20 protein-coding genes are annotated in these 25,871 nt (G+C 43.0%); 13 read left to right on the top strand and 7 right to left on the bottom strand.

What is annotated here, in order from left to right; translation table 11 throughout:
* Positions 1 to 501 precede the first annotated feature (501 nt).
* From AB4133_RS08170 to AB4133_RS08145, 6 genes are all read left to right on the top strand, one after another.
* Positions 502 to 1,503, top strand: a complete 1,002-nt coding sequence (locus AB4133_RS08170) for a TerC/Alx family metal homeostasis membrane protein (protein ID WP_017059813.1) — start codon at positions 502 to 504, stop codon at positions 1,501 to 1,503.
* Between the two features lie 313 nt (positions 1,504 to 1,816).
* Positions 1,817 to 2,005, top strand: a complete 189-nt coding sequence (locus AB4133_RS08165; protein WP_017059812.1) for a hypothetical protein — start codon at positions 1,817 to 1,819, stop codon at positions 2,003 to 2,005.
* A gap of 175 nt (positions 2,006 to 2,180) precedes the next feature.
* Entirely contained in the window at positions 2,181 to 2,921 is a 741-nt protein-coding gene (locus tag AB4133_RS08160; RefSeq protein ID WP_372224195.1) for a DUF1223 domain-containing protein, read from the top strand.
* 201 nt (positions 2,922 to 3,122) lie between these two features.
* Positions 3,123 to 4,412 carry a DEAD/DEAH box helicase gene (locus AB4133_RS08155; protein WP_017059810.1) on the top strand — a complete coding sequence of 430 codons (1,290 nt, stop codon included), beginning with the start codon at positions 3,123 to 3,125 and terminating at the stop codon, positions 4,410 to 4,412.
* Between the two features lie 231 nt (positions 4,413 to 4,643).
* On the top strand, positions 4,644 to 6,362 hold the full coding sequence (locus AB4133_RS08150; protein ID WP_029235239.1) for an autotransporter assembly complex family protein: 1,719 nt from the start codon (positions 4,644 to 4,646) through the stop codon (positions 6,360 to 6,362).
* A 228-nt stretch (positions 6,363 to 6,590) separates the two neighbouring features.
* Positions 6,591 to 7,355, top strand: coding sequence for an aspartate/glutamate racemase family protein (locus AB4133_RS08145; RefSeq protein WP_372224194.1), 765 nt, complete (start codon positions 6,591 to 6,593; stop codon positions 7,353 to 7,355).
* Positions 7,356 to 7,456: 101 nt separating this feature from the next.
* On the opposite strand, the gene AB4133_RS08140 is transcribed toward AB4133_RS08145, so the two are convergent.
* From AB4133_RS08140 to AB4133_RS08115, 6 genes are all read right to left on the bottom strand, one after another.
* The gene (locus tag AB4133_RS08140) at positions 7,457 to 8,914 is read right to left on the bottom strand and encodes a phospholipase D family protein (RefSeq protein WP_372224193.1); all 1,458 of its coding nucleotides are present in this window, start codon (positions 8,912 to 8,914) and stop codon (positions 7,457 to 7,459) included.
* Positions 8,915 to 8,993: 79 nt separating this feature from the next.
* A complete protein-coding gene (locus AB4133_RS08135) occupies positions 8,994 to 11,258 on the bottom strand; it encodes a carboxylesterase family protein (protein WP_372224192.1) in 2,265 nt (754 codons plus the stop codon).
* A gap of 213 nt (positions 11,259 to 11,471) precedes the next feature.
* Entirely contained in the window at positions 11,472 to 13,130 is a 1,659-nt protein-coding gene (locus AB4133_RS08130; RefSeq protein ID WP_372224191.1) for a hypothetical protein, read from the bottom strand.
* Between the two features lie 326 nt (positions 13,131 to 13,456).
* Positions 13,457 to 14,812 carry an FUSC family protein gene (locus AB4133_RS08125; protein WP_017059804.1) on the bottom strand — a complete coding sequence of 452 codons (1,356 nt, stop codon included), beginning with the start codon at positions 14,810 to 14,812 and terminating at the stop codon, positions 13,457 to 13,459.
* 9 nt (positions 14,813 to 14,821) lie between these two features.
* A complete protein-coding gene (locus tag AB4133_RS08120; protein ID WP_017059803.1) occupies positions 14,822 to 15,688 on the bottom strand; it encodes an HlyD family secretion protein in 867 nt (288 codons plus the stop codon).
* Positions 15,689 to 15,698: 10 nt separating this feature from the next.
* Positions 15,699 to 15,911: a DUF1656 domain-containing protein gene (locus AB4133_RS08115; protein ID WP_372117195.1), complete on the bottom strand. Its 213-nt coding sequence runs from the start codon at positions 15,909 to 15,911 to the stop codon at positions 15,699 to 15,701.
* Between the two features lie 471 nt (positions 15,912 to 16,382).
* On the opposite strand from AB4133_RS08115, the gene aspT reads away from it, so the two are divergent.
* From aspT to AB4133_RS08080, 7 genes are all read left to right on the top strand, one after another.
* Positions 16,383 to 18,098: an aspartate-alanine antiporter gene (aspT, locus tag AB4133_RS08110; RefSeq protein WP_372224190.1), complete on the top strand. Its 1,716-nt coding sequence runs from the start codon at positions 16,383 to 16,385 to the stop codon at positions 18,096 to 18,098.
* Positions 18,099 to 18,249: 151 nt separating this feature from the next.
* Positions 18,250 to 19,848 carry a bifunctional aspartate transaminase/aspartate 4-decarboxylase gene (locus tag AB4133_RS08105; RefSeq protein ID WP_372224189.1) on the top strand — a complete coding sequence of 533 codons (1,599 nt, stop codon included), beginning with the start codon at positions 18,250 to 18,252 and terminating at the stop codon, positions 19,846 to 19,848.
* A 206-nt stretch (positions 19,849 to 20,054) separates the two neighbouring features.
* Positions 20,055 to 20,912, top strand: coding sequence for a pyridoxal kinase PdxY (pdxY, locus tag AB4133_RS08100; protein WP_017060057.1), 858 nt, complete (start codon positions 20,055 to 20,057; stop codon positions 20,910 to 20,912).
* Between the two features lie 213 nt (positions 20,913 to 21,125).
* Positions 21,126 to 22,298 carry a patatin-like phospholipase family protein gene (locus AB4133_RS08095; RefSeq protein ID WP_017060058.1) on the top strand — a complete coding sequence of 391 codons (1,173 nt, stop codon included), beginning with the start codon at positions 21,126 to 21,128 and terminating at the stop codon, positions 22,296 to 22,298.
* Between the two features lie 17 nt (positions 22,299 to 22,315).
* Positions 22,316 to 22,741: a hypothetical protein gene (locus tag AB4133_RS08090; protein ID WP_017060059.1), complete on the top strand. Its 426-nt coding sequence runs from the start codon at positions 22,316 to 22,318 to the stop codon at positions 22,739 to 22,741.
* Between the two features lie 158 nt (positions 22,742 to 22,899).
* A complete protein-coding gene (locus AB4133_RS08085; protein WP_372058309.1) occupies positions 22,900 to 23,805 on the top strand; it encodes a LysR family transcriptional regulator in 906 nt (301 codons plus the stop codon).
* A gap of 261 nt (positions 23,806 to 24,066) precedes the next feature.
* Positions 24,067 to 25,218: a BamA/TamA family outer membrane protein gene (locus AB4133_RS08080; RefSeq protein WP_017064610.1), complete on the top strand. Its 1,152-nt coding sequence runs from the start codon at positions 24,067 to 24,069 to the stop codon at positions 25,216 to 25,218.
* Between the two features lie 83 nt (positions 25,219 to 25,301).
* Here the strand turns inward: AB4133_RS08080 and AB4133_RS08075 are convergent, their stop codons facing one another.
* Positions 25,302 to 25,859, bottom strand: a complete 558-nt coding sequence (locus AB4133_RS08075; protein WP_017060062.1) for a PhnA domain-containing protein — start codon at positions 25,857 to 25,859, stop codon at positions 25,302 to 25,304.
* Positions 25,860 to 25,871 lie beyond the last annotated feature (12 nt).

Here is a 25,871-nt window from a genome sequence, read left to right as displayed (position 1 = left end):
CTGCAGGTCGCCTTCTTGTGGAGATATGCATGGATAAGAAAGATTGGTTAGATGCGGTAGCGGTTGTCGGTTGGGTATCAGTTTGGTCAGCGTTAGTGTATTTAATACCTGCCGCAGGGCTGTAAATTGCTCTTTTTGCAACTTCATTACGCAGTGCAATAGCGTGTTTGACTTGCGAATTTATTCTTAGAATCAATTCGCGTGTTTATTTGACAAAGTGGCATCAATCAGAAAGGAGCGTTTGCTCCTTTTTTGCTTTTTCCGTGCAAATTTATATAGACGAAACACAACCAGAGGATTATTATCCACGCGTTTGGGGAGTAGTTAGCGCAAGTTTACATATCGTCATCTCGTTAGGCCAAGAGTCTATCCGGTATGTAAAAGTGAAATCCCATATTTCACTTCAACGAGACCAACGCAATCACAGTCAAGATCCGTAATGGAGCTTGATATGCTTTGTTTGCGGAAGGTCTTTGTACAGTTCTTCCGCCCGGAGGAATAATGAACTCAACTCAATCTCTATTATCTACCAATAGTGAATCCTTTTTTTCATCGCCAATCATGACGACTTATGCGGGCTTTTTCCTGCTAACGGTTATTCTCGTCTCTATTGATATCTATCAGACTCGTGGCGGTAACGTTACTATCAAGAAAGCGGCAATCTGGAGTGTTTTCTGGTTTGTACTTGCGTTTTTGTTTGCTGGCTCGATTTACCTATTTTGGGACATTTATGCGCCGAACAGTGACTACACAGCGCAAAAAGCAACCGTGTCATTCATTACGGGTTACTTGTTAGAAAAATCCCTTAGCGTAGACAACTTGTTTGTTTTTGCGATGATCTTTGCTCAATACCAAGTTCCTGAGCATCTAAGACCTCGTGCGCTTCTTTGGGGCGTAATTGGTGCATTGGTGCTTCGTGCAATTATGATCGCACTAGGCGCACAGCTATTGGCGGAATATCACTGGGTGCTTTACGTGTTCGCTGCGTTCTTGATTGGTACAGGTATTAAGCTGGCATTAGACAAGGGCGAAGAGGAGAGTGTGAATACTCTGCCTGAAAAGCTACTTCGTAAAGTGATGCCGGTAACAGAGGACTTCCATGGCCCTGCATTAATGGTTAAACAGGGTGCTAAATGGGCATTCACTCCAATGATGTTGGTCATCGGTGCGATCGCAGTCATGGACGTGATGTTTGCATTAGACTCTATCCCTGCGATCTTTGCGGTAACACAAGAACCGTTCTTGGTACTTGCGGCTAACGTGTTTGCGTTACTTGGTCTTCGCTCGTTGTATTTTGTACTGCAAGGTATGATGGACAAGTTCATCTATTTGAAACCCGCGCTTTCATTCATCATGGTGTTCATTGGTGTGAAAATGCTTCTGGTTGATAGCGAGTGGGCTATCCCAACTTACTGGTCATTGGCGGTATTGGTTTCTACGATGACGATTGCGGTTATAGCGTCGGTTTATGCGAAGAAGCCAGGCATTGAACAAGTAAATTAAAAACAAATATAACTTATCGAAAAGTCGATAATGAATACGTGGCTGATGAAGTGGAAAATTTATTTATGTAAATTTTCTGTGACATTGGCCACTGTTGTTTGCGGGGTATTTGCACTAAATGCATGATCTAAACACCATGTTGAATTTGTACTCACATAATCTGCATATCTATTTTGTGGCATTGTTAATGGTTTGTTTTATTAGAAAAACTAATCCCAAAATCTAATTTTAGTCATTTTTTAACCTGCAAAAGATCACCTATTATTCTTGTCATCAGAACGAAACACATTAATAAATTTATAGAGAGGCAATCATGGCTCAAGCAGTACAAATGAATACTATCGCTGTTCCTAACTCTATGGATAAGAAAACCTACTCGGTTAACTTCAAAGGATTGATTGCACACATTTTCGATATTCTTTTCGTAGACAACTCTCCACGTAGTTACTACGCAAGCGACCTATCTGGTCACATGCAACGCGATATCGGTATTAACCGTTAATCTCAGCGTTAACATGTAAATATAGAATTTTAAGAAAACGCCAGCCTCTAAAGCTGGCGTTTTTGTATCTGAAATAAACTCAATCTCTTCGTAAACTAAGCACCTGAAAGAAAAACCTAGGCATAACGGTCTGTATTTGAGCGCCATTCAATTCGCTTTGTACAAGGATCTCGGTATGTCACACGCCAACCGCAATTCATCATTGATTAAACTTTGTTTATTTGCCTTACCGATCGGCTTCTATTCCTCAGTGTCGCTTGCACAAACCTGGAGTAATGAAGGCCAGCCCGCACAGGTTATCGAGCTCTTCACCTCTGAAGGTTGTTCAAGTTGTCCACCTGCTGATCAGTACCTCAGTACTTTTGAAGACCATCCAAAACTTTGGACACAAGTTATTCCGCTTGCCTATCACGTCGATTATTGGGATTACTTAGGTTGGGGCGACAAGTTCGCGAGTAAGGCGTTTAGTCAGAAGCAACGCTTGTACAAAGCTTATGGAGTAACAAGTGGGGTTTACACACCCGGCTTTGTTGTCGATGGAAAAGAGTGGCGCGGTTACTTTAACTGGTTAGACAGAACGTTGCCTTCGCTCAAACAACAAAATAACCCCAAGCTAACGGTCAACTATAAAGGCGATACGTTCAGCGTAAGTTACGAAGGCAAAGGGGATTATGTTGCTCATATAGCTTTGCTGGCGATGAACGAAGTCACCAGCGTTAAGGCGGGCGAGAACAGGGGTAAGAAACTCGAACATGATTTTGTTGTGGTTTACGATGGTTATCAGCGTGGTGAGTCTGAATGGCAATTTAATATCAATTTTGAGCCACTTGTCGCTACACCAGACGCAGTCGCTGTTTGGTTAACCGAGCCGAATTCGTATGCACCGGAACAAACGGTAGCAGGTTGGCTGAACTAACTGCAACCCACGACAATTGTGTAGCTGGAATACTCTTAGACGAAGTTGGTACGGCGAGTATCGAGGTTCTCACATCGATAACTTCGCTTCTGACGGATATTAATCAGTGAAATAGAAGCGAAAGGGCGATTTAGTTACGTAATACTGCTGAAATACGTTAATATAGCGCGCTATTATTTTAGCTTTGAGTTCCTGCAATTAATGACTAACACCACTACACCAACCAACTTCTCTGATCTTGGCTTAATCTCTCCTTTGATGGCTCGTTTATCTGAGCTTGAATACCAACAGCCAACGCCTATCCAAGCGCAAGTTATTCCAAGTGTGTTAGCAGGACGCGATTTAATTGCAGGCGCAAATACCGGTTCAGGTAAAACCGCAGCATTTGCACTTCCACTGTTACAAAAGATTCATGAAGATGCCCCTCTGGACCGTCGTTCAGGCAAAGGTAACTTTGTTTCTGGCCTTATCTTGGTTCCTACTCGTGAACTTGCTAAGCAAGTGGCTGACAGCGTTAAATCTTACGCTGTGCATTTCAATGGCGCGATTAAAACGGTTTGTGTGTTTGGTGGTGTATCGGTAAACACTCAAATGCAGGCGCTACGTGGCGGCACTGATATCTTGGTGGCAACACCGGGTCGTCTGCTTGACCTTATTTCAAGCAACGCTATCAAGCTAGACAAAGTGAAAACGTTAGTGCTTGATGAAGCTGACCGAATGCTAAGCCTAGGTTTTACCGAAGAACTTGATGCAATCTTGAAGCTCTTGCCGAGCAAAAAACAAACCTTGTTGTTCTCTGCAACTTTCCCAGAGCAAGTTAAAACGCTGACTCACGAACTTCTAAGCGATCCAATTGAAGTTCAACTTCAAAGTGCCAATGCGAGCACACTGGTTCAACGTGTATTCGAAGTAGAAAAAGGTCGCAAGACAGCGTTACTCGCACACCTAATTCAACAACATGAATGGCGCCAAGCTCTGATCTTCGTTAATGCGAAGAACAGCTGTGAGCACCTAGCAGACAAGCTTTACAAGCGCGGTATCATCGCAGAAGTATTCCACGGCGATAAAGGGCAAGGTTCACGTACTCGTATCCTAGAAGATTTCAAATCTGGCGAGATTGACGTTCTGATCGCGACAGACATCGCGGCACGTGGTCTGGATATTGAGAAGCTTCCAGTGGTAATCAACTTTGACTTACCGCGTAGCCCGTCAGACTACATGCACCGTATCGGCCGAAGTGGTCGTGCAGGTGAAGTTGGTCTTGCGTTATCTCTGATCGATCACGAAGATTACCACCACTTCAAAATCATCGAGAAGAAGAACAAGATTCGTCTTGAGCGTGAGCAAATTGAAGGCTTTGAAGTGGATGAAGAAGCGACAGCTGAACTGATCGCAGCACTAAAACCTGTTGCGCCACCGGCCGGTACTGGCAAGAAGAAAAAGAAGAAGAAAGCTCCAAAAAACCAAGATGTGTGGCTGAACAACAACTGATCTTGAGTCAGCAAGCCATATAAATCAGCAAGCCATATAAATCAATAAGTAATAGACATTCAAAAGGTGCTTAATTGCGCCTTTTTTGTGTCTGTAGGGCTGGGATTTGAGTCGTTAATAAACGACTGTTGCGGTGTTAAACAACCCGATAATCCGTTCGAAGGATAGCGTCCTCCATAAGAGATTCAGCGATTTAACGCTTTGCTTATAACCTGTTCGGGTTTTGAGCAATTGGGTAACCGCGTGAAGACCTCGATTAAACAATTAGTGCTGGCCACTTCATTTTTCCTGTTTACCCAACACTCTTCTAGTGCTGCTGAATTTGAGGTTAAAGGGGTTAATAAAACTCTCACCGAAAATGTAGAATTATATTTAGAACCTTTAGCCGATGTTCCTGCATCACAGCTATCGAAAACGAAGCTATCTAAACGTATTCAAGATGCACTCAACCCTTATGGTTATTATCACCCACAGCTCGATATCGACCTCAATGATTCTGATAACGTGATCATTAACATCGATTCTGGTCCTGTCATGCGCATCGCAGAATCGATAGTAAAAATAACAGGTGAAGCTAGCCTAGATGCGGAGTTCATCAATATACTCAATCAAAGCAAGTTAGGCTCAGGTTTAACTTTGTCTCACCAAGAATATGACCAAACTAAGCGTGCGATTTTCTCTTTAGCAAAGCGGAAAGGTTATTTTGACGGCAGGTTTATCGAGTCAAAGATTGAAGTTATTCCTAGCGAGAACATCGCGAATATACACTTGTATTTTGCAAGTGGTCCACGCTACAAGTTCGGTTCTATAAGTATTCCTGATGATGGGGTTGACCCTACCCGTATCGAGAAAATACCCACCTTTAAAAAAGGTGATGACTTTGACACCATCAAGTTAGGTGAACTGCAATCTGATTTGTCAGACACTCAATGGTTTCGAAGTGTCATCGTACATGGTGACTTTGACAAACTTGATGACAACCTAGAAGTTCCAATTGAAATCATTGCCGAGCCAAGTTCTCGAAATATCGTGCAGGTCGGTGGCGGCTATTCTACAGATCTCGGTTTACGCGCCTCTCTCAGTTGGTCAAAGCCTTGGTATAACCGGAGAGGCCACAGCTTTGAAACACAGACATATTTGTCTGAACAGGAGCAATCACTTCAGTTGGGGTACAAAATCCCCACAGAGAAAGTCACAACGGATTACTTTGGTATTCAGTTTGAATCGAAACGAATTGATCATCGAGACACCAATAGCTTTACAAACGATCTTAAGTTCGAACGTTACTGGCAATTAGACAGTGATTGGCAAAGCACCATTTATGTCAAATACTTGCACGAACAGTACCGTCAGGCGTCTGAGGAAGAGCAATCGCAATTGCTGTTACCTGGCATCAGTTTTTCTCAGGTTGATCGTAAAAATGATCAGTTGGAGCTCAATCATCGACACATCTATTCTGTCGAGTATTCTGACCCTAGTCTGTTCTCTGACTCAAGGCTGTTGCGGTTGGAAGGAAACAGTGTCCTTTCATGGGATATTAGTGACAGGCAGAAGCTCCATTTCCGCTCCAACGTAGGCATCAACATTGCCAAATCATTATCTGATGTGCCGTCGTCACTGCGGTATTTTGCTGGTGGCGATGGAAACCTGCGAGGTTATGGTTACGAATCTATCTCCCCTAGAGACGAGAATGGTGAACTAACGGGGGCACGTTATATGTTAACTGCTGGGCTCGAATATCAGCATCAAGTCTATCGTTCAATTTGGTTGGGCGCATTTCTTGATGTGGGTGATGCATTTGATCAACAAGCGGATTGGAAGCGTGGGACGGGCGTGAGTTTGATTTGGAACTCACAGTTAATGCCAGTTAAGCTCGATTTTGCTTACGGCTTAGATGCGCCTGAAGGCGACGAATTTCGTATTCATTTTTCCTTTGGTACTCAATTCTGATTTTTGTACGCTGTTTATGCACTCGCGAGGATGCGAACCATCTAATAGGATTCAAGTAAATCGAAAGAGCGTAATAACCTTTGTGCTTTAGCAAACACAAAGGTAAAAACAATGAAAAAGCTACGATTCGGTGTATTTGGTAATATGGGCCCTGAAGCAGATGCTCTGTTCCAAGATATCGTCGCCAAGAAAGAAATTGAACACGGCGCACTTAAAGACTAAGACCACATGGCCATGATATTGGTGAAAAACTCAGATATCCCCGATCGATCTGAAGTGATTAACGAAGGCGGTACCGATCCTGTGCCTGAACTGATTGAGTCAGCGTGCATTTTAGAACATGCCAATGTTCAGTTTGGCGTGATGACCTGTAACACCGCTCATTACTTTAGACCTGAGGTTCAAAAGCACACCAACGTTTATATCGTCGACATGCTTCAAACCACCGTTGATCAAATCAAAGAGCAGAACTCTGAATCTGTTGTTGGTATTTTATGTACCAACGGCACATACAATTCGGGAATCTATGATCGTTACCTAACGGACGCGAATCTGGTGTTCGTTAAGCCAGATTCCTTTGAGCAAGAGCATAACGTGCATAGTGCTATCTATGGTGAAGTAACCGGTGAGATGACAGAGTGTGGACAAGCAATCCGAGAAACCAACGGGATCAAAGCGGGCGAGTTTGAGCGTAATGCCGCACTGCTTGCTGTAGCGATTCAATCCATCGTAGAGAAGGGCGTTGATACGGTTATTTGGGGATGCACGGAACTTCCTTTGGTTAGAAAGCAACTTGAAACGGCATTTCCAACAGTCACTTTTATTGATCCTATGGAAGCGGTAGCTGAGCGTGTCGTTGATATTTACCGTCTCGCTGAGCAATATGTGGAGCGTGGACATGTGGATTACAACATTAATGATGTTAATTCGATCTTCACAACGCTTGATATGGTGAACTACGTAGCCCAAAGAGCGATGACCTACCGTCTATAAGCTCAGATACGTGTATTTGAAACATGAGAAAGCCGCGAATTACGCGGCTTTTTTACATTTGGACTGGAGAAAATTAAAAATTAAGATTCGAAGCTGAACACTTAAAGCTCGAACTCGCCATTCATTTTTCGAAATAACCAATCAGGTACCTTGTTCCATGAACTGTAGTTCGGGTTCTTAGTATGGATTTGTTCCTCTGAAGCCCAGATGGTGTCACCTGATTGTTCTCGCGACACAGCCCAGAACAACTCCTCTTTCTGACGTGTTAAGTAGTGTGTCACTTGCTTCGCAAACTCTTCACTGTCAACCAACACCCCAAACTCAACGTTGAGAAAGTCTGATCTTGGATCGAAGTTAGAAGAGCCAATATAGGTGACACGCTCATCTAAAATTACTGTCTTGTTGTGGTAGTAGGTATCAACATGAAAGTAGTGATCATCATTGATCGCTTGGCTTTTGTACTCATATATACTTACGCCCTTGTCGAGTAGAGTCTCACGGTGTTTTTCGTAATACGCAGGCACAAAGCCCGAATCATTAGAAGCCGATGAATTCGTCAGTAAGGTGACTTCGGCTTCGCTCTCTCTAAGTGCATCGACGAATACAAACTTGTTATCGCTTGGCACCATATAAGGCGTAGAAATAATAACCTTAGAAGGTGTCGGTACTTTTTGCTTCATCAAGTGTTCAATACGTTGGCGAAAGTAGGGCTTGTTGTCATTGAGTTTCTCCAGTGAGTCAAATACCGGCGTGACAGAGGCTGAAATGAACTTCGGTTGGTTTAAGCTCTTTATCTGCCTTTCGACTTCAGACGTGATCAATGCTTGATTCTTTTCACCTTTGTTCAACGCTTTGGTGAACGCTTGGTATTGCTCTTTCTCTTTGATTTTAATGCGTTCTTGAATTGGCACTACATGCTCACTGTTCCACAACGCTTGGTAGTTTCGGTCGAAAGCAGCAATCACGTCGCCTTTAAACAGCACATCCATATCAAAGAAGTTGGCACTTTCGCTGTAGCCAAAGTAGTCATCACCGATGTTGCGCCCACCGAGGATCATCGATTGGTGATCAACGTTAAAGTATTTCTCATGCAGTCGATTATCTAACTGTTTTTGATGAGTAGAGAAGTTGAGCGCACGACCAATCCAGCCAGCTTTACGTGACTCAAAAGGGTTGAACAGTCGAATCTCAATATTGGCGTGTGAGTCCAACTCCGCAAGCCATTTGTCATTGAATACCAACAAGTCATCCAGTGTGAGGCGCACGGCCACATCGCGATCAGCGGCGTGTTTTAGCTCGTTTAACAGCATCAAACCCAGAGTGTCGTTTTCCCAAGAGAAGTAGGTCATATCTACGGAATGTTGGGCTTGGCGAACCAGATCAATGCGGCGAGCAAAGGCTTCAGGCGCACTAGGGATCAAATAGACTTGAGCTTGATGTTCTGTGCTTTGCCAGTTAGCTTCGAAGTCGGGTTCAACATCGGGGTAAGGTTGGGCGCAGCCAGTAACTAAGATCGACAAAAATAGCACCATCAGCGCGTGAATACGTGTGAAGTACATTGTGATGTTCCGTAAAAATAGGGTAGAGGTGACAATGGCCAGATAACTGGCCATTGTGTGAGTGATTGATGATTAAGCGTTAGTTCTGATTAGGAATTTCGTAATCAGGCATGTATTTTAAGGTAAGTTCAAGATCATTTAAGCCTTGAAGTCTGCCGTTAAGCATATTGCCATCTGCAGCTCCGTTGAATCGAGCGTCCCAATTGTCTTCAATGATGATTTGACCATCACCATCGACGAACATTACGTTATCTTGTTGCTGGCTGTACTCATAGTCTGTAAACAGATTGTCGCTGAACCATAGGCGAGACATGTCGTTCATCAGAGCTTGGTCTTTTGAACTTAGGCTCACTTCTGAACCGTCTAGTTTATACGGTTTGTTGAAAATAAACGGCAGTTCTGAACCACCACAAGCACCGGAGATACAAGCAAACGTTTTTAGCAGGTCACCGATATCTAAATCGCCATCTTCACCTTGAGTATTGTATGTCCAAACGTTGAAGCTAGGCTTGAACGCAAAATGGTACATTGAAACTGGCGCGTATACGTCTGCATTTTCAGTTGAACGAATCGCTTGGTTACGTGCTGGCGCTTGGAATAGCATGTCATTCATCAGCATTTTGAACTCAGTCATGTTCTGTGTTGCACCACCCAGTTCATTTTCCAACTCAGGCTTGTAGTCTGCAAGTTCCAGTAATTCGTTGTTCATGTCAGAGTTACCTAGGCCAAAAAATAGCTTGGTCACGGCTTCATATGCGGTGGATGGTAGTAAATTCAGCACATCACCGAGTTCAATCTGCGCTTGAACTTCTTCAGCAGACATTGCTGACACCATATCGATAATGCGTTGCTTATTGCCATCAAGTTGCAGCCATACCGCGAGTTCTAAACCTTGATTGTTTTCGCTTAGCGATTCAAAAGTACCGCTGTCTACATCTTCCTTTAATAGCTCCAAAATGGTCGGAATTAAGAATGTAAGACTAGGCAGCATAGCCATCGTGTCCGCATCTTTTTCATTGTTACCAATGACGGTTGGTACTGAAAGGTTATCCAGCGCAGGTTGTGAGATCAGATGATGACCTTTAGAAAATATTGATTTATATTCGACATAGGGTGCGAAAGGTAACAAGTTTGTCATTGGCGTATTATTGTCATGGCTTAGTAGTGGAATGTCGTTTTGTAACGTCAATACACTTTCGATAACCCAATCTAGTGTTTTGTTGATTGGATCGAGTAATACTTTATCTTGAGCTTCTAAAATCGAACTGAGAGGTAGTTGCTTTTGTAGTTCTATGTAGTTGTCTACACAAACGGTAGTATCCACCTGATCAGGCATCCCATCGACAATCGGCTCTAATACTTCTTTGAAGTCGTCAGAAAATTCCATCAAGATTTTGAGTGCTGATTTGAGTGTATTGCTGTCGCTTTCTATTTGTGAAACACCAGTCGCTTCACAAATAGAAGTACTATTTGTTTCTGCTGAATCATAACTTTGATATTCAAAACCATACGCATTACTTTGCATTATTGAACGTTTGAAGTAACCATTGTCACCGGCGATTGGCTCTTTACCATCGGTTTGTTGAAGTATGCCAACCGACATTGCTCCCGAACCTTGGCCCATCAAAGTGACGTTTTCAGCGTTACCACCAAACTGAGCGATATTCTCGTTAACCCACTGCATAGCACGCTTTTGGTCACCAATGCCAAAGTTGCCACCTTCTTTGAAGTCTCCACCGTCGACCCACTGTTTGCCCAACAAGCCTAAACGGTAGTTAAATGTCACGTAAATGAACGGGTTACCTTCATCCGCGCCTTGCGCTACAACCGTATCACCTTGGATGAGCGGCTCTGCACCAGATCCGTATTCGAAATCACCACCGTGAATGAATACATAAACCGGTAGTTCTGCATCAGCATCTACGCCTACTGGGCGCCAAATGTTAAGGTTCAAACAGTCTTCAGATTGTGTCTGTGAAACGGTCTTCAATTGAGGACAAGCATCACCAAACGACGTTGCTTCAACAATGCCTTCTGAATTGATCAGTTCAGTTAAATCGACAGGATTGCTGTGTTCAAAACGCTCTGCATCGGCAAACTTAATGCCTTTAAAAGACTCAACAGAAGCCAGTTTATCGTCTTCGGTATTAGATGTAACAACCAGCTCTTCTTTGGTCGCAGTAATCATCACATCGCCGATTTGAGTGGTAAAGGTTTCTGAAGGTGCTGGAATTAAAGGTTCAGGTTTATCAGGGAAAGGAACCGTTGGTTGGCTATCGTCGCCACAGCCTATAAGGGCAGTAGCAATAGACAATGCGATAAGTGAGCGGTATGCAATATTCATATTTAATTTTCCACAATAATATTCGGTATAGTTACGATCAAACGCACTTGTATCGACAATCCTGCAGTTCCATTGGGTATTGCGCTCCATCTATGGAGCATCGACATGGCATATATTTGAGTTGTCATCTTGCTGGACGACTGAGCTTCAGAGGCTCGTATGAAAATATCGCTCTAACGAATCTATATTCACAATAGAGCGATGGTTTGACCGTTAGAATCGATAGCCAAGGTTCAATGTCACAGCCGAACGAGTTTCACCTTTGTTGTACAACACGGTCATGTTGTAATGCTTGCCAATCTGTTTGTTGACTCCGGTTAAAAATGCCCACTGGTTAATGTCGACACCAACGTCGTAATCAAACTCAATATCGTCTGTCTTTACAGTACCTTGCATACGTGAATCTAAACCTTGGTATTCAGCACCAACGAAGAATTGAGCGCGATAATCAACTAATTGGTAGCCCAACATTGGCTGAATCGTGACAATGCCGTCACCCCAATCATCCATCCCTTTCAGACGGGTTTGTGAATAGGTGCCGGTCAGTGATGCAAAGAACTCTTTGTAACCAACAGATAGTGTTGTACCCGCACCGCGTAAGTCATATTCGAGATGCAGTGGTACATTTAAACGCCCACTGTTACACAGTGCTGATACGCCCTCGCACAGTTTGTCACCTAGACCAGGTAGTTTGTTATTGAGTTTATCTTGTAGATATTCTCCCGCAGCGCCGGTGTAAGAGGCATCAACATTCGCGTCAACGTTTACCTTTCCTACATATCCGAATACATTCCAGAACGGCAGAATATTCACATCACCACGTATCGAAACACTTTCCGCTTTAACCGTTGCAACGCTATCTTCAGGGTCGAATAGGTCATTCAAGCGCACACCGCTAATGACGTAATCGGTCATAGGAAGGTTCATGTCTTGATTGCGATAAGCAACTGAAACACCGAATGGTAATGGCAAATCGATACCTTGACGACGCACCATGTCACCCATTAAAGGGAATACTCGATCTAACTTAACACTCGCTTCTTGCATACGAGGATCTGAAACTTCTTTTAGACGCTCTTCATGCAGGACATTAACGCCGTTGTCGTCTTCATAAATTGCGACGGGTTCAGTTACAGCGCTCATGGTCATCGGTTTCGTTTTAGACGTACCCTCGATGTTAGTTGTCTTACGTTCAATAACGACTTTACCAGAGTCTAACGTTTGGAAATCAATCACTTGGTAATAGGTATCGACTTTTGACTTACCAAGATTAAATGGCTTGTCGTTGGTGATTACCATGCGTTTTGGTGTGCCGCCTACAAGTTCAATATCAACATTCAAGAAACGGAAATAGGCGATGTCTTGTGGTAAGCCGTATTTCGAATAGTTGAAGCTAATGGTCACGTCGCCGTTGTCTTTTTCATTGACTTTCACTGACGATGGATCGAAGCTTTCTGCATAATTTCTTAGTCGATACTCAGTGCGCGTAAACTCTTCAATTTCATCGATCAGTTTTTCGTTTTCATCCAGCTCTTGCGGGTTGTATTTGATGCGCAGGTCGATGTTGCCTTTGCTGTCTGTGTTTTTTATCAGATAGACGCTTGAGTCACGAACCTCATCGCCAATTTGTATGGTTCGATGTGCGTGTTCAACTAGGTGTTCGCCCTGTACGAGCGAACTGATTGCTAGCTTTGGTAAATCATGACTGATGCCATATTTGTCAAATAGTGCTCGACCTTTTTCCATAACTTCGCTGTAAGTCTTGGTTTCTGCCGCAGACGCAAAATTGGGGGTGGTAAGTAATAGGGCGCTCGCTAACACAGAAAGAGTATGGGTCTTACAGGCGCTGGTGCGTATTTCAAAAAAACTCATGACGGTTTCCACGCTGAGTGGCCTCAAACCTTCGAGACTCAAACAGTCGATGTAATACTGAACGTCGTGTTCAGTTGTTATGTATTTATCCGTTAGGATTGCTAGTGTGAATGTCGCGACTAAAAATGCATTGCGTCAATCAATGAGAGGATTTTAAGAGGAGGTGGCAGATCGCGTTAATCGCTTTTGATGGACGCTATCCTCACTTAGTGATAATTAGCGTTAATCAATTGATTTATAATGATTTTCAATAGATAAAAAAACGGACTGTGAAGTAAAAATACTTGGCAGACCGTTTTGTTGTGAGTTGTTAAGCGCATTTAGTTCTAAGCAGTTACCCTCACTCTAAATAGATCAGTAAACAACTTCGCTATCATCAGAATAATCAAAATGTTTACGAGCATCAAAAGTGGCGTTTCAATTCCATAAACAGGTGTGAGGTTGAGCGCACCAGATGTAAGAACAACTAATAAGTTAATACCCAATATTCGGTGTACCATGAGCTTAGGTGTCGCGAACACTTTCCATATCACCATAATGTTAAGGAAGTAGAATAGTCCCAGCTCCCATAGTTCTGTCATTAATGGCATCACAAAGATGTATTGCAACAGAACCACCGACCCTGTACCCAACACACCATAAAAAGCGTCCTTAATAACGCTTGGTGGCATGGTCGGCACCATAGAAGAGAATACACCGGCTAACATAGGAAATATGAAACCACCTGGAACTGGAAGATAAATCCAAACCAACAGCGATGTGATAAACATCGACACGCCTTGCAGCACTTTGCGCCCATCTTCATTCAAATGTTCAACAAACGTGCGATGTGCATGATGCCAAGACACGTCTTTATGATCACCTATGACATTGAGTTCACCCTCAACAAGAGATTGTTCTGGTGTTAATACATCGAACGTCTTCAAGTTGTGAGTAAGAACTGCCCATTGGATATCTAAGTCTGATTCGCTGTTACTTTGTTTGAGTAATGTATCTTGGATATGTGCCATTTCATCGATACGCAAGCGCCATGTTTGGATGTTCTCTTTAAGGTGGTAGCTTCCGGTCAGTGGCAGATCTAAAAGTTGATACAGCTTATCAATATTCGCGGTGTTGCTTTCAAGTGCGGCAATGTCGATGTTGTCTGTTTTTTCCATCGCATCTAACAACGCTTGTTTACTGGTTTCGAAACGTTGTACAAAGTTGAGTTCAGTATTCACAGGCCACACGATGCGATACACAATAGAGAACACAACAACACCTAATAGTGTTTCTTGAAGTCTAAGTACAGCAAAGTGAAAGGTGGTTTGGTTATCAAACCCGCCCATACAAGCAACAATCGAACACACGGTAAATCCTATTGAAAAGATGTAGCCGTATTTCTCGTCACTAGACATGAAAATACAAGTGCCTAAGAACACGGTAAGAAATGTTAGAAACAAAAATCGATCTTGTGAAAACATCGCAATGAGGAAAAAGGCATAACCGGTCCCTAACAAGGTTCCCATTAACCGGTTATGGCCTTTGTTTATTGAATGGGCGAAGCTCTCGTTCAATGCCATCACTGCGACGGCTATCGCAGCCCAATACGGTTTTTCCCAACCAAACCACAACGCTAGGCAGATTGCGATAACGATAGAGAGTGCGACTTTAATCGCGTCTTTAGTCGATGCAGTGAACATAAGAATCACCTAGCTATTTTTGATTATTTTGATCGAGGCAGTCATACCAACACGCAGTTGTACGTCTTCTGGTATTTTGTCTAACTTCACTTTGATAGGGATGCGTTGAGCTAGGCGTATCCATTGGAAGTTTGGATTCACGTTTGGCAATAAATCATTACCTGTGCTGCCGTCTTGCTTCGCGATACCAAAACCAATACTTTTGATATGTCCTTCTAGCTGAACATTGTTGTGCATCATTAAGGTCACATAAGCAGTGTCCTGAGCATCGACACCGACTAAATCAGTCTCTTTGAAATAACCTTCAATCCAGAAGCTATCTTCATCAATTAGCGCAACCACAGGTGAATTCGCGACAACTTGAGAGCCAACACGTAGGTTCAGATTGGTGATATAGCCGTTAGTAGGCGCATATACCTTGGTGTACTCAAGGTTGAGATGTGCTTCTTCTACGTTCGCTTTTGCCAGTTCGACATTTGCGGCGCTGGTTTCTACCGCGTTGTTCAAGTTGTTTAGTGTCAGCACGGGCACGGCACCGGGCGTTCTTTTCTCTAAATTCAACGCGCGTTGCTCTTCGTTTTTGGCTTTGGCGAGTAGGGCAAATGCTTGTTTTTGAGTCGCAAGTGCTTTTCTGTAGGTCGCCTTGTAAATACTCGGATCGATCTCAAAAAGAAGATCGCCTTTTTTTACCTTCGAGTTGTCTTCGACATGCACTTCAATGACTTGACCCGTGACTCGAGGTGTAATCGAGACGATATAAGCGCTGACTTGTCCGTCTCTGGTCCATGGGTTACTTGAGTACGACTGGTAATAGCTATAAACCACAGTTCCCGCAGCAGCCAATAATAAAAGTGTGATGAGATAACGTTTGATCACAGTAAGTGCCTCAAAAAATGGTAATAAAATGGCCGATAGCGCCAGTAAAAATCACGATCAAGCTCAGTTCTGCTATTGCAGGAAAGGCGACGTACTTATGAAGGCCAAACCGTGTCGCGATTGCCCCTGTTAGCATTGTCAGTATGTAAGCCAGTGCGATAACCAATAACAGCGGTGGGAAGTAGACTTCATCCCACACAAGCTCATGCGGCATGGTATTCATGGTTCTGTTCTCTATTTGTTTGATGAATGCAACGATAACGGAGTTCGATTTATTGTGATAATCGCTTATAGAGGATCGTACCCATCAAAATCCAACTTTATTCGGTGATTATGCCAACTGCCTCTTTGTTGAGAGCCGTAAGCCAGTAAAACAACGGTAGGTAGGTTGTCGTTCTTGAAGTGGAAACACTTAATTGAAATTGATTTCGAAAATCATCTACTTTTGCCGGTTTAAGATAAATCCATTTAAAACAATCACTTAAGATGTAAATTGCACTTCAAAAACTATGCGAACAGTTAAAGTGATGATTTGATCCATCAAATGGGATTACATAATAAAACCTTTTGTTCTTAATATTCGGTTCGAAGCAACGAGATGCTTTATTTATTTTGAATAATCCAACAAATATCATTATTAAGTTATTCGTTAGATTATTTACTCCTTATATTTAGTAACAAGAGTAAATTTGTCATGGACATTATTTCTAATCTGTTTGACATGGCACCATTTGTCGCACTATTTATTACACTCTCATTGGGTTATATGGTTGGTAAAATTACTATCGGCCGATTTGTTTTAGGCGGTGTGGCCGGAACATTATTAATGGGCGTAATTATTGGGCAATTTGGTGTTCAGATTGATCCCGGCGTAAAAAGTATTTTCTTTGCGCTCTTTATTTATGCTGTGGGTTATCAAGGCGGCGCACAATTCTTTAAAGCGCTTAACTTTAGAACCATCAACATTCTGTTGTCTGCGGTTGTTATGACGGTTTCAGGCTTATTGTGTGTACTTGCCGCTGCGTGGTTGTTTGACTTAGATAGAGGTACTGCTGCGGGCCTAGCTGCCGGTGGTTTAACTCAGTCTGCGATCATTGGTACTGCAGGCGATGCGATCGCCCGTTTGGGTGGTGTGTCTGAAGAAGCCAAACATCTGATGCAAACTAACGTTGCTGTTGGTTACGCTGTAACATACATCTTTGGTTCATTAGGTCCAATCCTAATGGTGACATGGGTATTCCCAACACTAATGAAATGGGATATCCGCGCTGAAGCAATCAAAATGGCAGAAGCGAACTCAGATGGTAATGCAGAGCTTGGTGCTGGTGAATTCAATGCGATGACAAAACTTGAGACTCGCGCTTTTGAAATCAAAGCAGAGAGCAAACTGAATGGTTTGACACTAGCCCAAATCAATCAAGATTCAATAGACGCATGCATCGAAGTTATCGAGCGTGATGGCAAAGCGATTGAAGCAGACAAATTTACTAAGCTTCAACAAGGCGATGTTCTGGTTATCACAGGTACTCGTAAAGCCATTGGTCAGTTGAAAGGTGACTCTGTTGGCTCTGAAGTTGTGCTTCCAGAAGAGTACGAAGTCATTGAAGAGAACCGTCAGCTTATCGCAGACAACAAACAACTGATTGGCCGTACACTAGGTCAAATCAAATCAGAAGCGAACAAAGGCACTTACCGTGGTGTTTATGTGACTGACTACCTTCGCGAAGGTGTATCAATCCCAGTTCACGCTGACCTTGTTGTTAAGAAAAATGATGTTATTCAATTAACTGGCTCACCAAGCGATATTAATCGTGTTCAAGGTACAATCGGTAAGCCAATGAACTCAGCAACAATGACTGACTTCATTGTACTAGGCATGGGTATGGTATTGGGTCTTTTGATTGGCCTAATCAACTTCAAAATTGCAGGTATTCCGGTCACTATCGGCTCTGGTGCAGGCTGTCTAGTGTCAGGTCTGATTGTTGGTTGGTTACGCAGCCGTAACCCACATGTGGCGCAATTCCCAGAATCAGCAGCAAGCTTTATTCGCGACTTCGGTCTAGCAGCATTCGTGGGTATCGTTGGTCTTGAGGCTGGCCCTCAAGCGGTAGACACCATCAAAGAACACGGTATGAGCCTACTATTCTTGGGTGTTGCGGTAACCATCATTCCACAGATTATTTCATTCTTCTTCTCGTACTTTGTATTGAAGATAAAGAATCCGGTAGAAGCTTTAGGTTGTGTAACAGGTGGTCGAAGTGCAAACCCAGCGTTCGCTGCATTGATGGAAAAAACAGGCAACGCAACGCCAGTATTCTCTTTTACTGTGACTTACGCCGTAGCCAACGTGTTACTGACTCTATGGGGTCCAATTATCGTCGGCATTATTACCGTTAATGCGGGTATGTAATTAAAACCTACAACTCATTATAGATTTAAAAAATCATCAACTTATTAACAGACCTACCCAATCAAAAATAGGGTAGGCCTGAATAATCACGCTTAAGTAAAACACTTTATTTAATTACAAGTGTTTAATATTAAATTATTAGGTAAATATTATGACTACTCAAACTCCAACTATCGATTTTTCAAAATTCGCTGACCTAAGCCCATTCGAGCTAAAAGACAAACTGATTGAAGTGGCGCAAGCTGTGCCAGATCGTGCACTTCTTGATGCAGGTCGTGGTAACCCTAACTTCCTAGCAACGCTACCTCGTAAAGCCTTCATCCGTCTTGGTGAGTTTGCGGTAGCAGAAGCAGAGCGTAACTACGCTTACCTAGGTGGTGATTTCGGTGGTATCCCTGATGGTGTTGGCATCGTTGAGCGTTTCGACACGTTCGCAAGCCAATATGCAGCAGACAAAGGCGTTGACTTCCTACGTCGTGCACTAAGCTACGCAAAAGACCGTCTAGGTATCGAAAAACAAGCGTTCCTAAACGAGCTAGTACTGGCTTACCTTGCGTGTAACTACCCAGTACCACCACGTATGCTAGTGAACATCGAGAAAGTGGTTAAACAATACATCGCAGAAGAGATGTACGGCCCAATGCCAATGACGACTAACTTTGACTTGTTCGCAACAGAAGGCGGCACAGCGTCAATGACGTACACGTTCGCAACCATGTTCAACAATGGTCTATTGAAAAAAGGTGACAAAGTTGCGCTAATCACGCCAATCTTTACACCTTACCTAGAAATCCCAGAGCTAGCAGAGTATGAGCTGGAAATCGTTGAGCTACGCCTTGATGAGACGACTTGGCAGCTACCAATGTCTGAAATTGAAAAACTTGCAGATACAGACATCAAACTGCTTTGCGTTGTTAACCCTGCAAACCCAGCATCAGTGAAATTCTCTGATGAGACTCTAGAGAACCTAACAAACTTTGTGAATGAGCAACGCAGTGACCTATTCATCATCACTGATGACGTTTACGGCACATTCGCAGATGAGTTTGTTTCTCTGTTCGCAAAACTACCGTACAACACACTATGTGTTTACTCATTCTCTAAATACTTCGGTGCAACAGGCTGGCGTCTAGGCACTATCGGTATTCACGATGAGAACGTGTTCGACGATACACTTCGCTCATTCAGCGAAGAGACACAGTGCCAATTGGATGACCGTTACAAAACACTGACTCCAGAGCCACGTGACATCAAATTCATCGACCGTATCGTTGCTGATAGCCGCAGCGTAGCGCTGAACCACACAGCAGGTCTGTCTCTACCTCAACAAGTACAAATGGCGATGTTTGCATTAACTTGTCTAATGGACTCAGAAGGTCGCTACAAAGCCGCTTGCAAACGCATCATCCGTGAGCGCTACACAACGCTTTACAAAAACATGGGTGTAGAAATCGAAGAGAACAAAGACCGTGTGGATTACTACACACTCCTAGAGCTAGACACGCTAGGTGGCAAACTTTACGGTCAAGAGTTCGTTGAATGGTTCAAAGCAAGCGGTAAAGGTAAAGATTTCTTATTCCGTCTAGCTCACGAAACTGGTGTTATTTTACTACCAGGAAATGGCTTCGATACTGTACATGCGTCGGTTCGCGTATCTCTGGCTAACCTGACTCACCATGAGTACGAACTGATTGGCCGCGCAACTCGCAAGGTATTGGACGAGCACTTCGCTGAGTTTCAAGACGCATAAGTTCAAGTCTGGCTTAGAATCAAATACATGATTTAAAGCCGATGACGTCCAACTCATTAAGAATAAGCCTCGGCGATGTCGAGGCTATTCCGACCAAATAAGCACAGTGGTTAGATCGATAAAACTTCCTATCTTGATGTTCCGTTGTGTTTATTTAGTCGTCTTATCCAAGTATTCAAATCCATTTCAAACTGAAAGAGCGACGCATGAAAAGCATTATTTCTATTCAATCTCACGTGGTTTACGGGCATGCAGGAAACAGTTCTGCGGTTTTTCCAATCCAAAGAATGGGACTCGATGTGTGGCCAATCCACACTGTTCAGTTCTCTAATCACACTCAATATCAACAAGGTTGGACCGGTCAAACATTCGGCTCAGATGATATTCGAAACTTGATTCGAGGCTTAGACAACATCAACGTACTGAAAGACTGTGGTGCGATCCTATCGGGTTATCAGGGAAGCGCAGACCAATGTAAAGCGGTTGCCGAGTCGGTTAATTTAGTTAAAGAAAAGAACCACAGTGCACTCTATGTTTGTGACCCTGTAATGGGTGACCCAGATAAAGGTTGTATCGTTGAGGATGGCGTTAGAACCGCCATTACTAAACACTTGCTTCCTATTGCCGATGTTATAGTGCCAAACCAATTTGAACTAAGTGAATTGACCGGCATTAAAATCCTCTCCCTTTATGACGCGGTTACAGCATGTAAGAAAGCATTGGAGCTTGGTCCAAAGATGGTGCTCGTGAAGCATCTTCACTCATTACCCGATGACGCGTTCAGTATGATTTTAGCAACGAAAAAGGCATGTTATTTAGCCCAACGACCGAACATTGAATTTGCTCAACAACCGGTTGGTGTCGGTGACCTTATCTCTGGCCTGTTTACCGCAGGGTTAATAAAGAGAATGTCTCCCGTAGCTGCATTCCGACATGCAAATAACGCGGTCTATGGTGTGTTGGAGCTAACTAAAAGCTATGGCACTTGGGAGCTACAAACAATCAATGCACAATATGAATTTGTAGAGCCTACCCACGATTTCAACGTGGTCAAAATCGGGTAGAGCGTTTAACTCCGATAGTGGTGGAGGGTGTACCTATTCGATGGGTCGCATCCTACAAACGAGATTACGAGCTAAGACTAAACCTAGCTATATTACTCCCAGAAAGAGACGGACTTCACTTTATCCCTATTTATTAACTTCTCTGTTTATAGCTGTTCTTTTGATTAAACAGAGTCTCTGAATCATTTTAGAGAACATTAAATGAGCCTAATTATGAACCGTCTAATTTCCTCGGGTTTTACCGTTGCTTTGTCATTACTTGTAGTGGCATGTAGCTCACCCCACACGTTGGATGTACGCGTACACAAAGACAATTACAAAGAAGTGGTTGTAGAAGAAGCGATATCAGTAAAAGAGCCATTGCGTATGTGGGCGAGTGAGAACCCAGACTTCTTATACTCTCCAATCGATCAAACAACGCCAATTAAAGTGTCAGGTGAGCAACTAAATATCTTAGCTTTGTCAGGAGGCGGCGCGAACGGAGCCTTTGGAGCCGGTATTTTGATAGGGCTGGAAGAATCTGGCCAATTGAAAGACTACTCAATAGTTACTGGCATCAGTGCAGGAGCGCTAATGGCACCATTTGTATTCATCGGCGGAGATGCATTTCCGAAGATGAAGGAGGTGATGTTAAACATCAATGACAAATCAGTGCTCGGCAAAAAGAACTTTTTAAACACCGTGTTTAAAGATGCTTTTACTGACGGTAAAAACTTGAATCAATTTATCGCTCAGGCGTTCCCTGAACCGATGATCGAGCAAATTGCTGCGCGACACCGCAACGGTAAGCGTTTGTTTATTGGTAGCACACACTTTGATTCTGGAGAGCTTGTCATTTGGAATGTGGGCGCAATTGCAAATAGTGACATGCCAGATAAGTCTGAACTTATATATAAGGTTTTAGCAGCAAGTGCTTCTATTCCTGGAGTCTTCCCACCGCAGTTTATCAATGTGAAGTACGAAGGTAAAAGTTATGAAGAACTTCACGTCGATGGTGGTTTAGCCGCTCAAGTATTTTTCAATCCATCTAACTTCGACTATCAGCAGATCTCAGATGCTCTTGGGTTAGAAAAACCACCACAGCTCGATGTTATTCGAAATGGAGCACTGAAAGCGCCGTACCACTCGCTGAGAGATAAGGGTCTAGATTTAGTAGCAAAGAGCGTATCAAGCCTGACTCTTGCTCAAACACGTGGTGATTTATATCGAATGAAATACATCTGTGAAATCAACAACATTGATATGCAATTTACTTACATCGAGCACGACTTTGGTTACGCCAAACGAACCAAAGACATGTTTGATGAACACTATTTATTAACCATATACGAATATGGTTATCACAAAGCAACTCAGGGCAAACCTTGGGTAACAGAATTACCTTAATTTAGGGATATCGTAAAATGAATAAAACAGCTTTAGCGCTACTTATCATGGCAACGTCTAGCGCTGCCATGGCACAAAATGTGACCTCAATGGAACAGCAAAAAGTCGATAACGACATGCTACAACTGGCCGACGTTCAACAAGAAGCGGCGTTGTTCATGGTTGAAGAAAATTCAGACTACGTGGAGATTGACTACATTGGTCAGTGGGTTGACGTGAACAATTACGTCACACACAAAGAAGCTAAAGAACGCCAGCTTCAAAAGACCACCAAGAAATACATTTACTCGCAAACAGGTGAAACTCTAGAATCCATCGAGCAGCGAATTGCTGAGCATATTCAAGTGGACCAACCTAGATATTTCAGTGTCGATGTTTACCGTAATTACCACGGTGATTCTGGGGACTTTAACTATCTAGCTCGAGTTATCGAATACATTTAAGTTATTCGTTTGACATCAACGATAAAACCTACTAGCTTACGTAGGTTTTTTTGTTTCAAATTGAGGAATTATTTTCACTAATATTATTCTGACAAAGTAGATATTTCGCCAACCTGTGATAATTTAAATACATAACGATTAAAAGTAAGCACAACAACATGAATTTCAGCATTGAACAACTTCTCGCGTTCGTTACCGTTTATGACCAACTCTCTTTCAGCAAGGCAGCAGTCAAGCTTAACAAGCACAGAACGACAATCGGGCAGGTTATAACTAACCTTGAAGACCAACTCGCGGTAAGCCTATTTGAAAGGGTTGGACGCTCTGTAAAGCCGACAGAAGATGGTCATCTTCTTTACCACTACGCTAAGCAAACGATTGAACAGGCACGCACTTTCGACAAGGTAGCCTTGAGCTTGTCTTATGGCGGTTTGGAAAACATTACTTTTGCTTATTCAAGTGTGATACCTCATCAAATCCTTGTGGATATTCGAAAGAAGTTGCGTCGTGATTTCCCGATGATGCGAGTGAATTTTCTTGTACGAAATAAAAAAGACATTAAGCAAGGCCTTCAGAGCGGTGAGTATCATTTTGGATTGGTCAACGTGCATGACAGTCGTGGAATACACAGTTTTGATGCCACCTTTTTAGGCCATATAGAATTTTTTCCTTTCGTTCAAAAAAATGGTGAGTTTTCATCTTTGGCAAAAGAAGATGTACTTTTAGCGCTAAGAAATGCGAAGCAGTTTGTCTTAAAATCCTTCATTGAAGAAGGAATGTCCGAAAAAATAACCGTTAGTTCTGACAATGAAGAAGTCGACCAATTAGCGCTAGTTATCAAAATGGTTGAAGCAGGTCTAGGATGGGCACTTCTACCAAAAACGTTCGCTCATTCTGAATTTTCGCATTACGACATCGAACCTATACAATCGTCTGAAATGGAACAAGGATTTAAATTTGGCTTTGCACTATGGTGCCCTCATTCTAAACAAATTAGCGAAGTTAAGTCATCAGTATTATCAGTTATCAAAGAAAACGTAGAGCGATTGCTAAAGCGAGATTAATGAACCAATAACACAGTTTACTTGTTCACAGAGGCTCATTTATATGAGCCTTTTTCGTATTTGTCATCTTTAGAATGATTTGATTTTGTAGGGCTAGATCCTCCATATGAGAGTAGGGCAATACCACAGTTTGACCTATTCTAACCTTGTCGATTAAGGACCCCTTTATTGGCAATAAGTGTTTAATTTCTATGTTTATTGCAAGGAAGCAAACTTTCGGCCGGGTTTTATTACCCGGCCTTTTTTATTGAGGCCAATCTTATGAATCGCTGCGGCGGCTTTGCTCTTTTTTCCTGCTTTTTATTTACAACATCTTCTTTCGCATCGTTTTATGATCCTGTTGATGGTCAATTTGATATGGGGCATCACCTTGCGGAAAACGCATATGGCTTTTTGCCTATCCCAATTTTGATTACCGAGCCTGCGGTGGGGTACGGCGGCGGTGTGGCTGGTTTGTTTTTACATGAGACGGATGAGGAAAAGCGACAAAGAAAGCAAGCTGCTCTTTCTGCCATAGATGGTGGTGCGCAGTTAGTACCCTCAGCAATGTCAGTAGTGGGCGCAGTAGGGACAGAGAACGAAACTTGGTTTGTATTTGGTGGCCATAGACGATCTTGGATGAATGATTCCATTCGTTACACAGGAGGCGGCGGCTTTGGTGTTGCGAATTTGGATTTGTACACATCAATCAACTGGGGCCCCATAGATCATGACCTTAGAATAGGCACGTCAACTTCGGTAGCCGTACTTTCACAAAAGGTGCAGTTCCGGATTGGGCATACGCCTTGGATGTTGGGAATAAAGCAGTTATTAGCTAAGTCTGAGATTGAATTTGATAACATGGTTTTAGACCGAATTTTGGGTAACGAATCGGTTACTTCTGGTTTAGGGTTGGAGGCTGAATATGACACAAGAGATAATTTATTTTATCCAACCAAAGGTTACAAATTGTCTGCAGATTACATGGTGTACGACGATGCGATTGGCAGTGATTACAATTACCGAAATTTGAACATAGATGGCGAAGCCTATATCCCAATTACCAATAAATGGACGTTAGGCTTGGCTGCAAATTATCAAAGCTTCGAACAGCAAGACCTGTTTGTATCACCCACAGCGAAACCGTACGTGTCGTTACGCGGGGTGTCATCTTATCGGTACCAAGGAGATGAGATTGAAACAATCCAAGGCCAATTGACGTATAGCATCACTCATCGTTGGAAGGTGTCTGGGTTTTACGGTTCAGGGGTTGCAAAGCAAGATAACGGCATAAGCCACGACAGTACCGTCAATGCCGGAGGTGTCGGCTTTCGATACCAAATCGCGAGACGTTACGGTTTGCACCTTGGGATGGATTATGCGCAAAGCCATGAAGAACGCGCTATCTACTTTAACGTAGGCAGTGGTTTCTAGAACAACGGAATAGGTTAAATTTTTCCAAGAAAAAAGGCGCTAATTAGCGCCTTTTCGTTTTCTATCACTTTCTTACAGTAAGATTACTTCTTACGGCAGAACTCAGCGATTACGTACATTGATTGACCGCCGTTTGTTTTACCAGAAACAAGCTTAGGATCGTCACCAACGCTGATACCACGAATAACAGTACCTTGCTTAATCACTTGGTTAGTACCTTTGATTGGCAGGTCTTTGATTACTGTTACGTCGTCACCTTTCTTAAGTTCAACGCCATTCACATCAAGAGGCTTGTCATCAGCAGACATGCCGATTTGTGCCCAAACTGATGTTTCTTCTTCAAGGTACATCATGTCTAGCGCGTCCTGAGCCCAGCTTTCTGTGTTCAGACGAGTAAGTTGACGCCATGCCGTTACTTGAACTGGCGCTTCCTGGCTCCACATGCTGTCAGTCAGACAACGCCAGTGGTTGATATCTTTAGGATCGTCAATCTCACCAAGACATTTGTCACATACCATGATGCCGTGATCCACTGTTACGTGGCTGTGTGGCGGCACTGCGTATGCAGTAAGAGAAGAATCAGAACCACATAGTTCACATTTAGATTGGCAGCGTTCTAGCATAGTAGCTTCAGAAGACATAATGGACTCACA

It is taken from the genome of Vibrio sp. 10N.286.52.F8, assembly GCF_041468745.1.
GTDB lineage: Bacteria > Pseudomonadota > Gammaproteobacteria > Enterobacterales > Vibrionaceae > Vibrio > Vibrio crassostreae_C.
The sequence above is the reverse complement of the archived record's forward strand: the minus strand, read 5'-3'. Positions and strand labels throughout refer to the sequence as shown.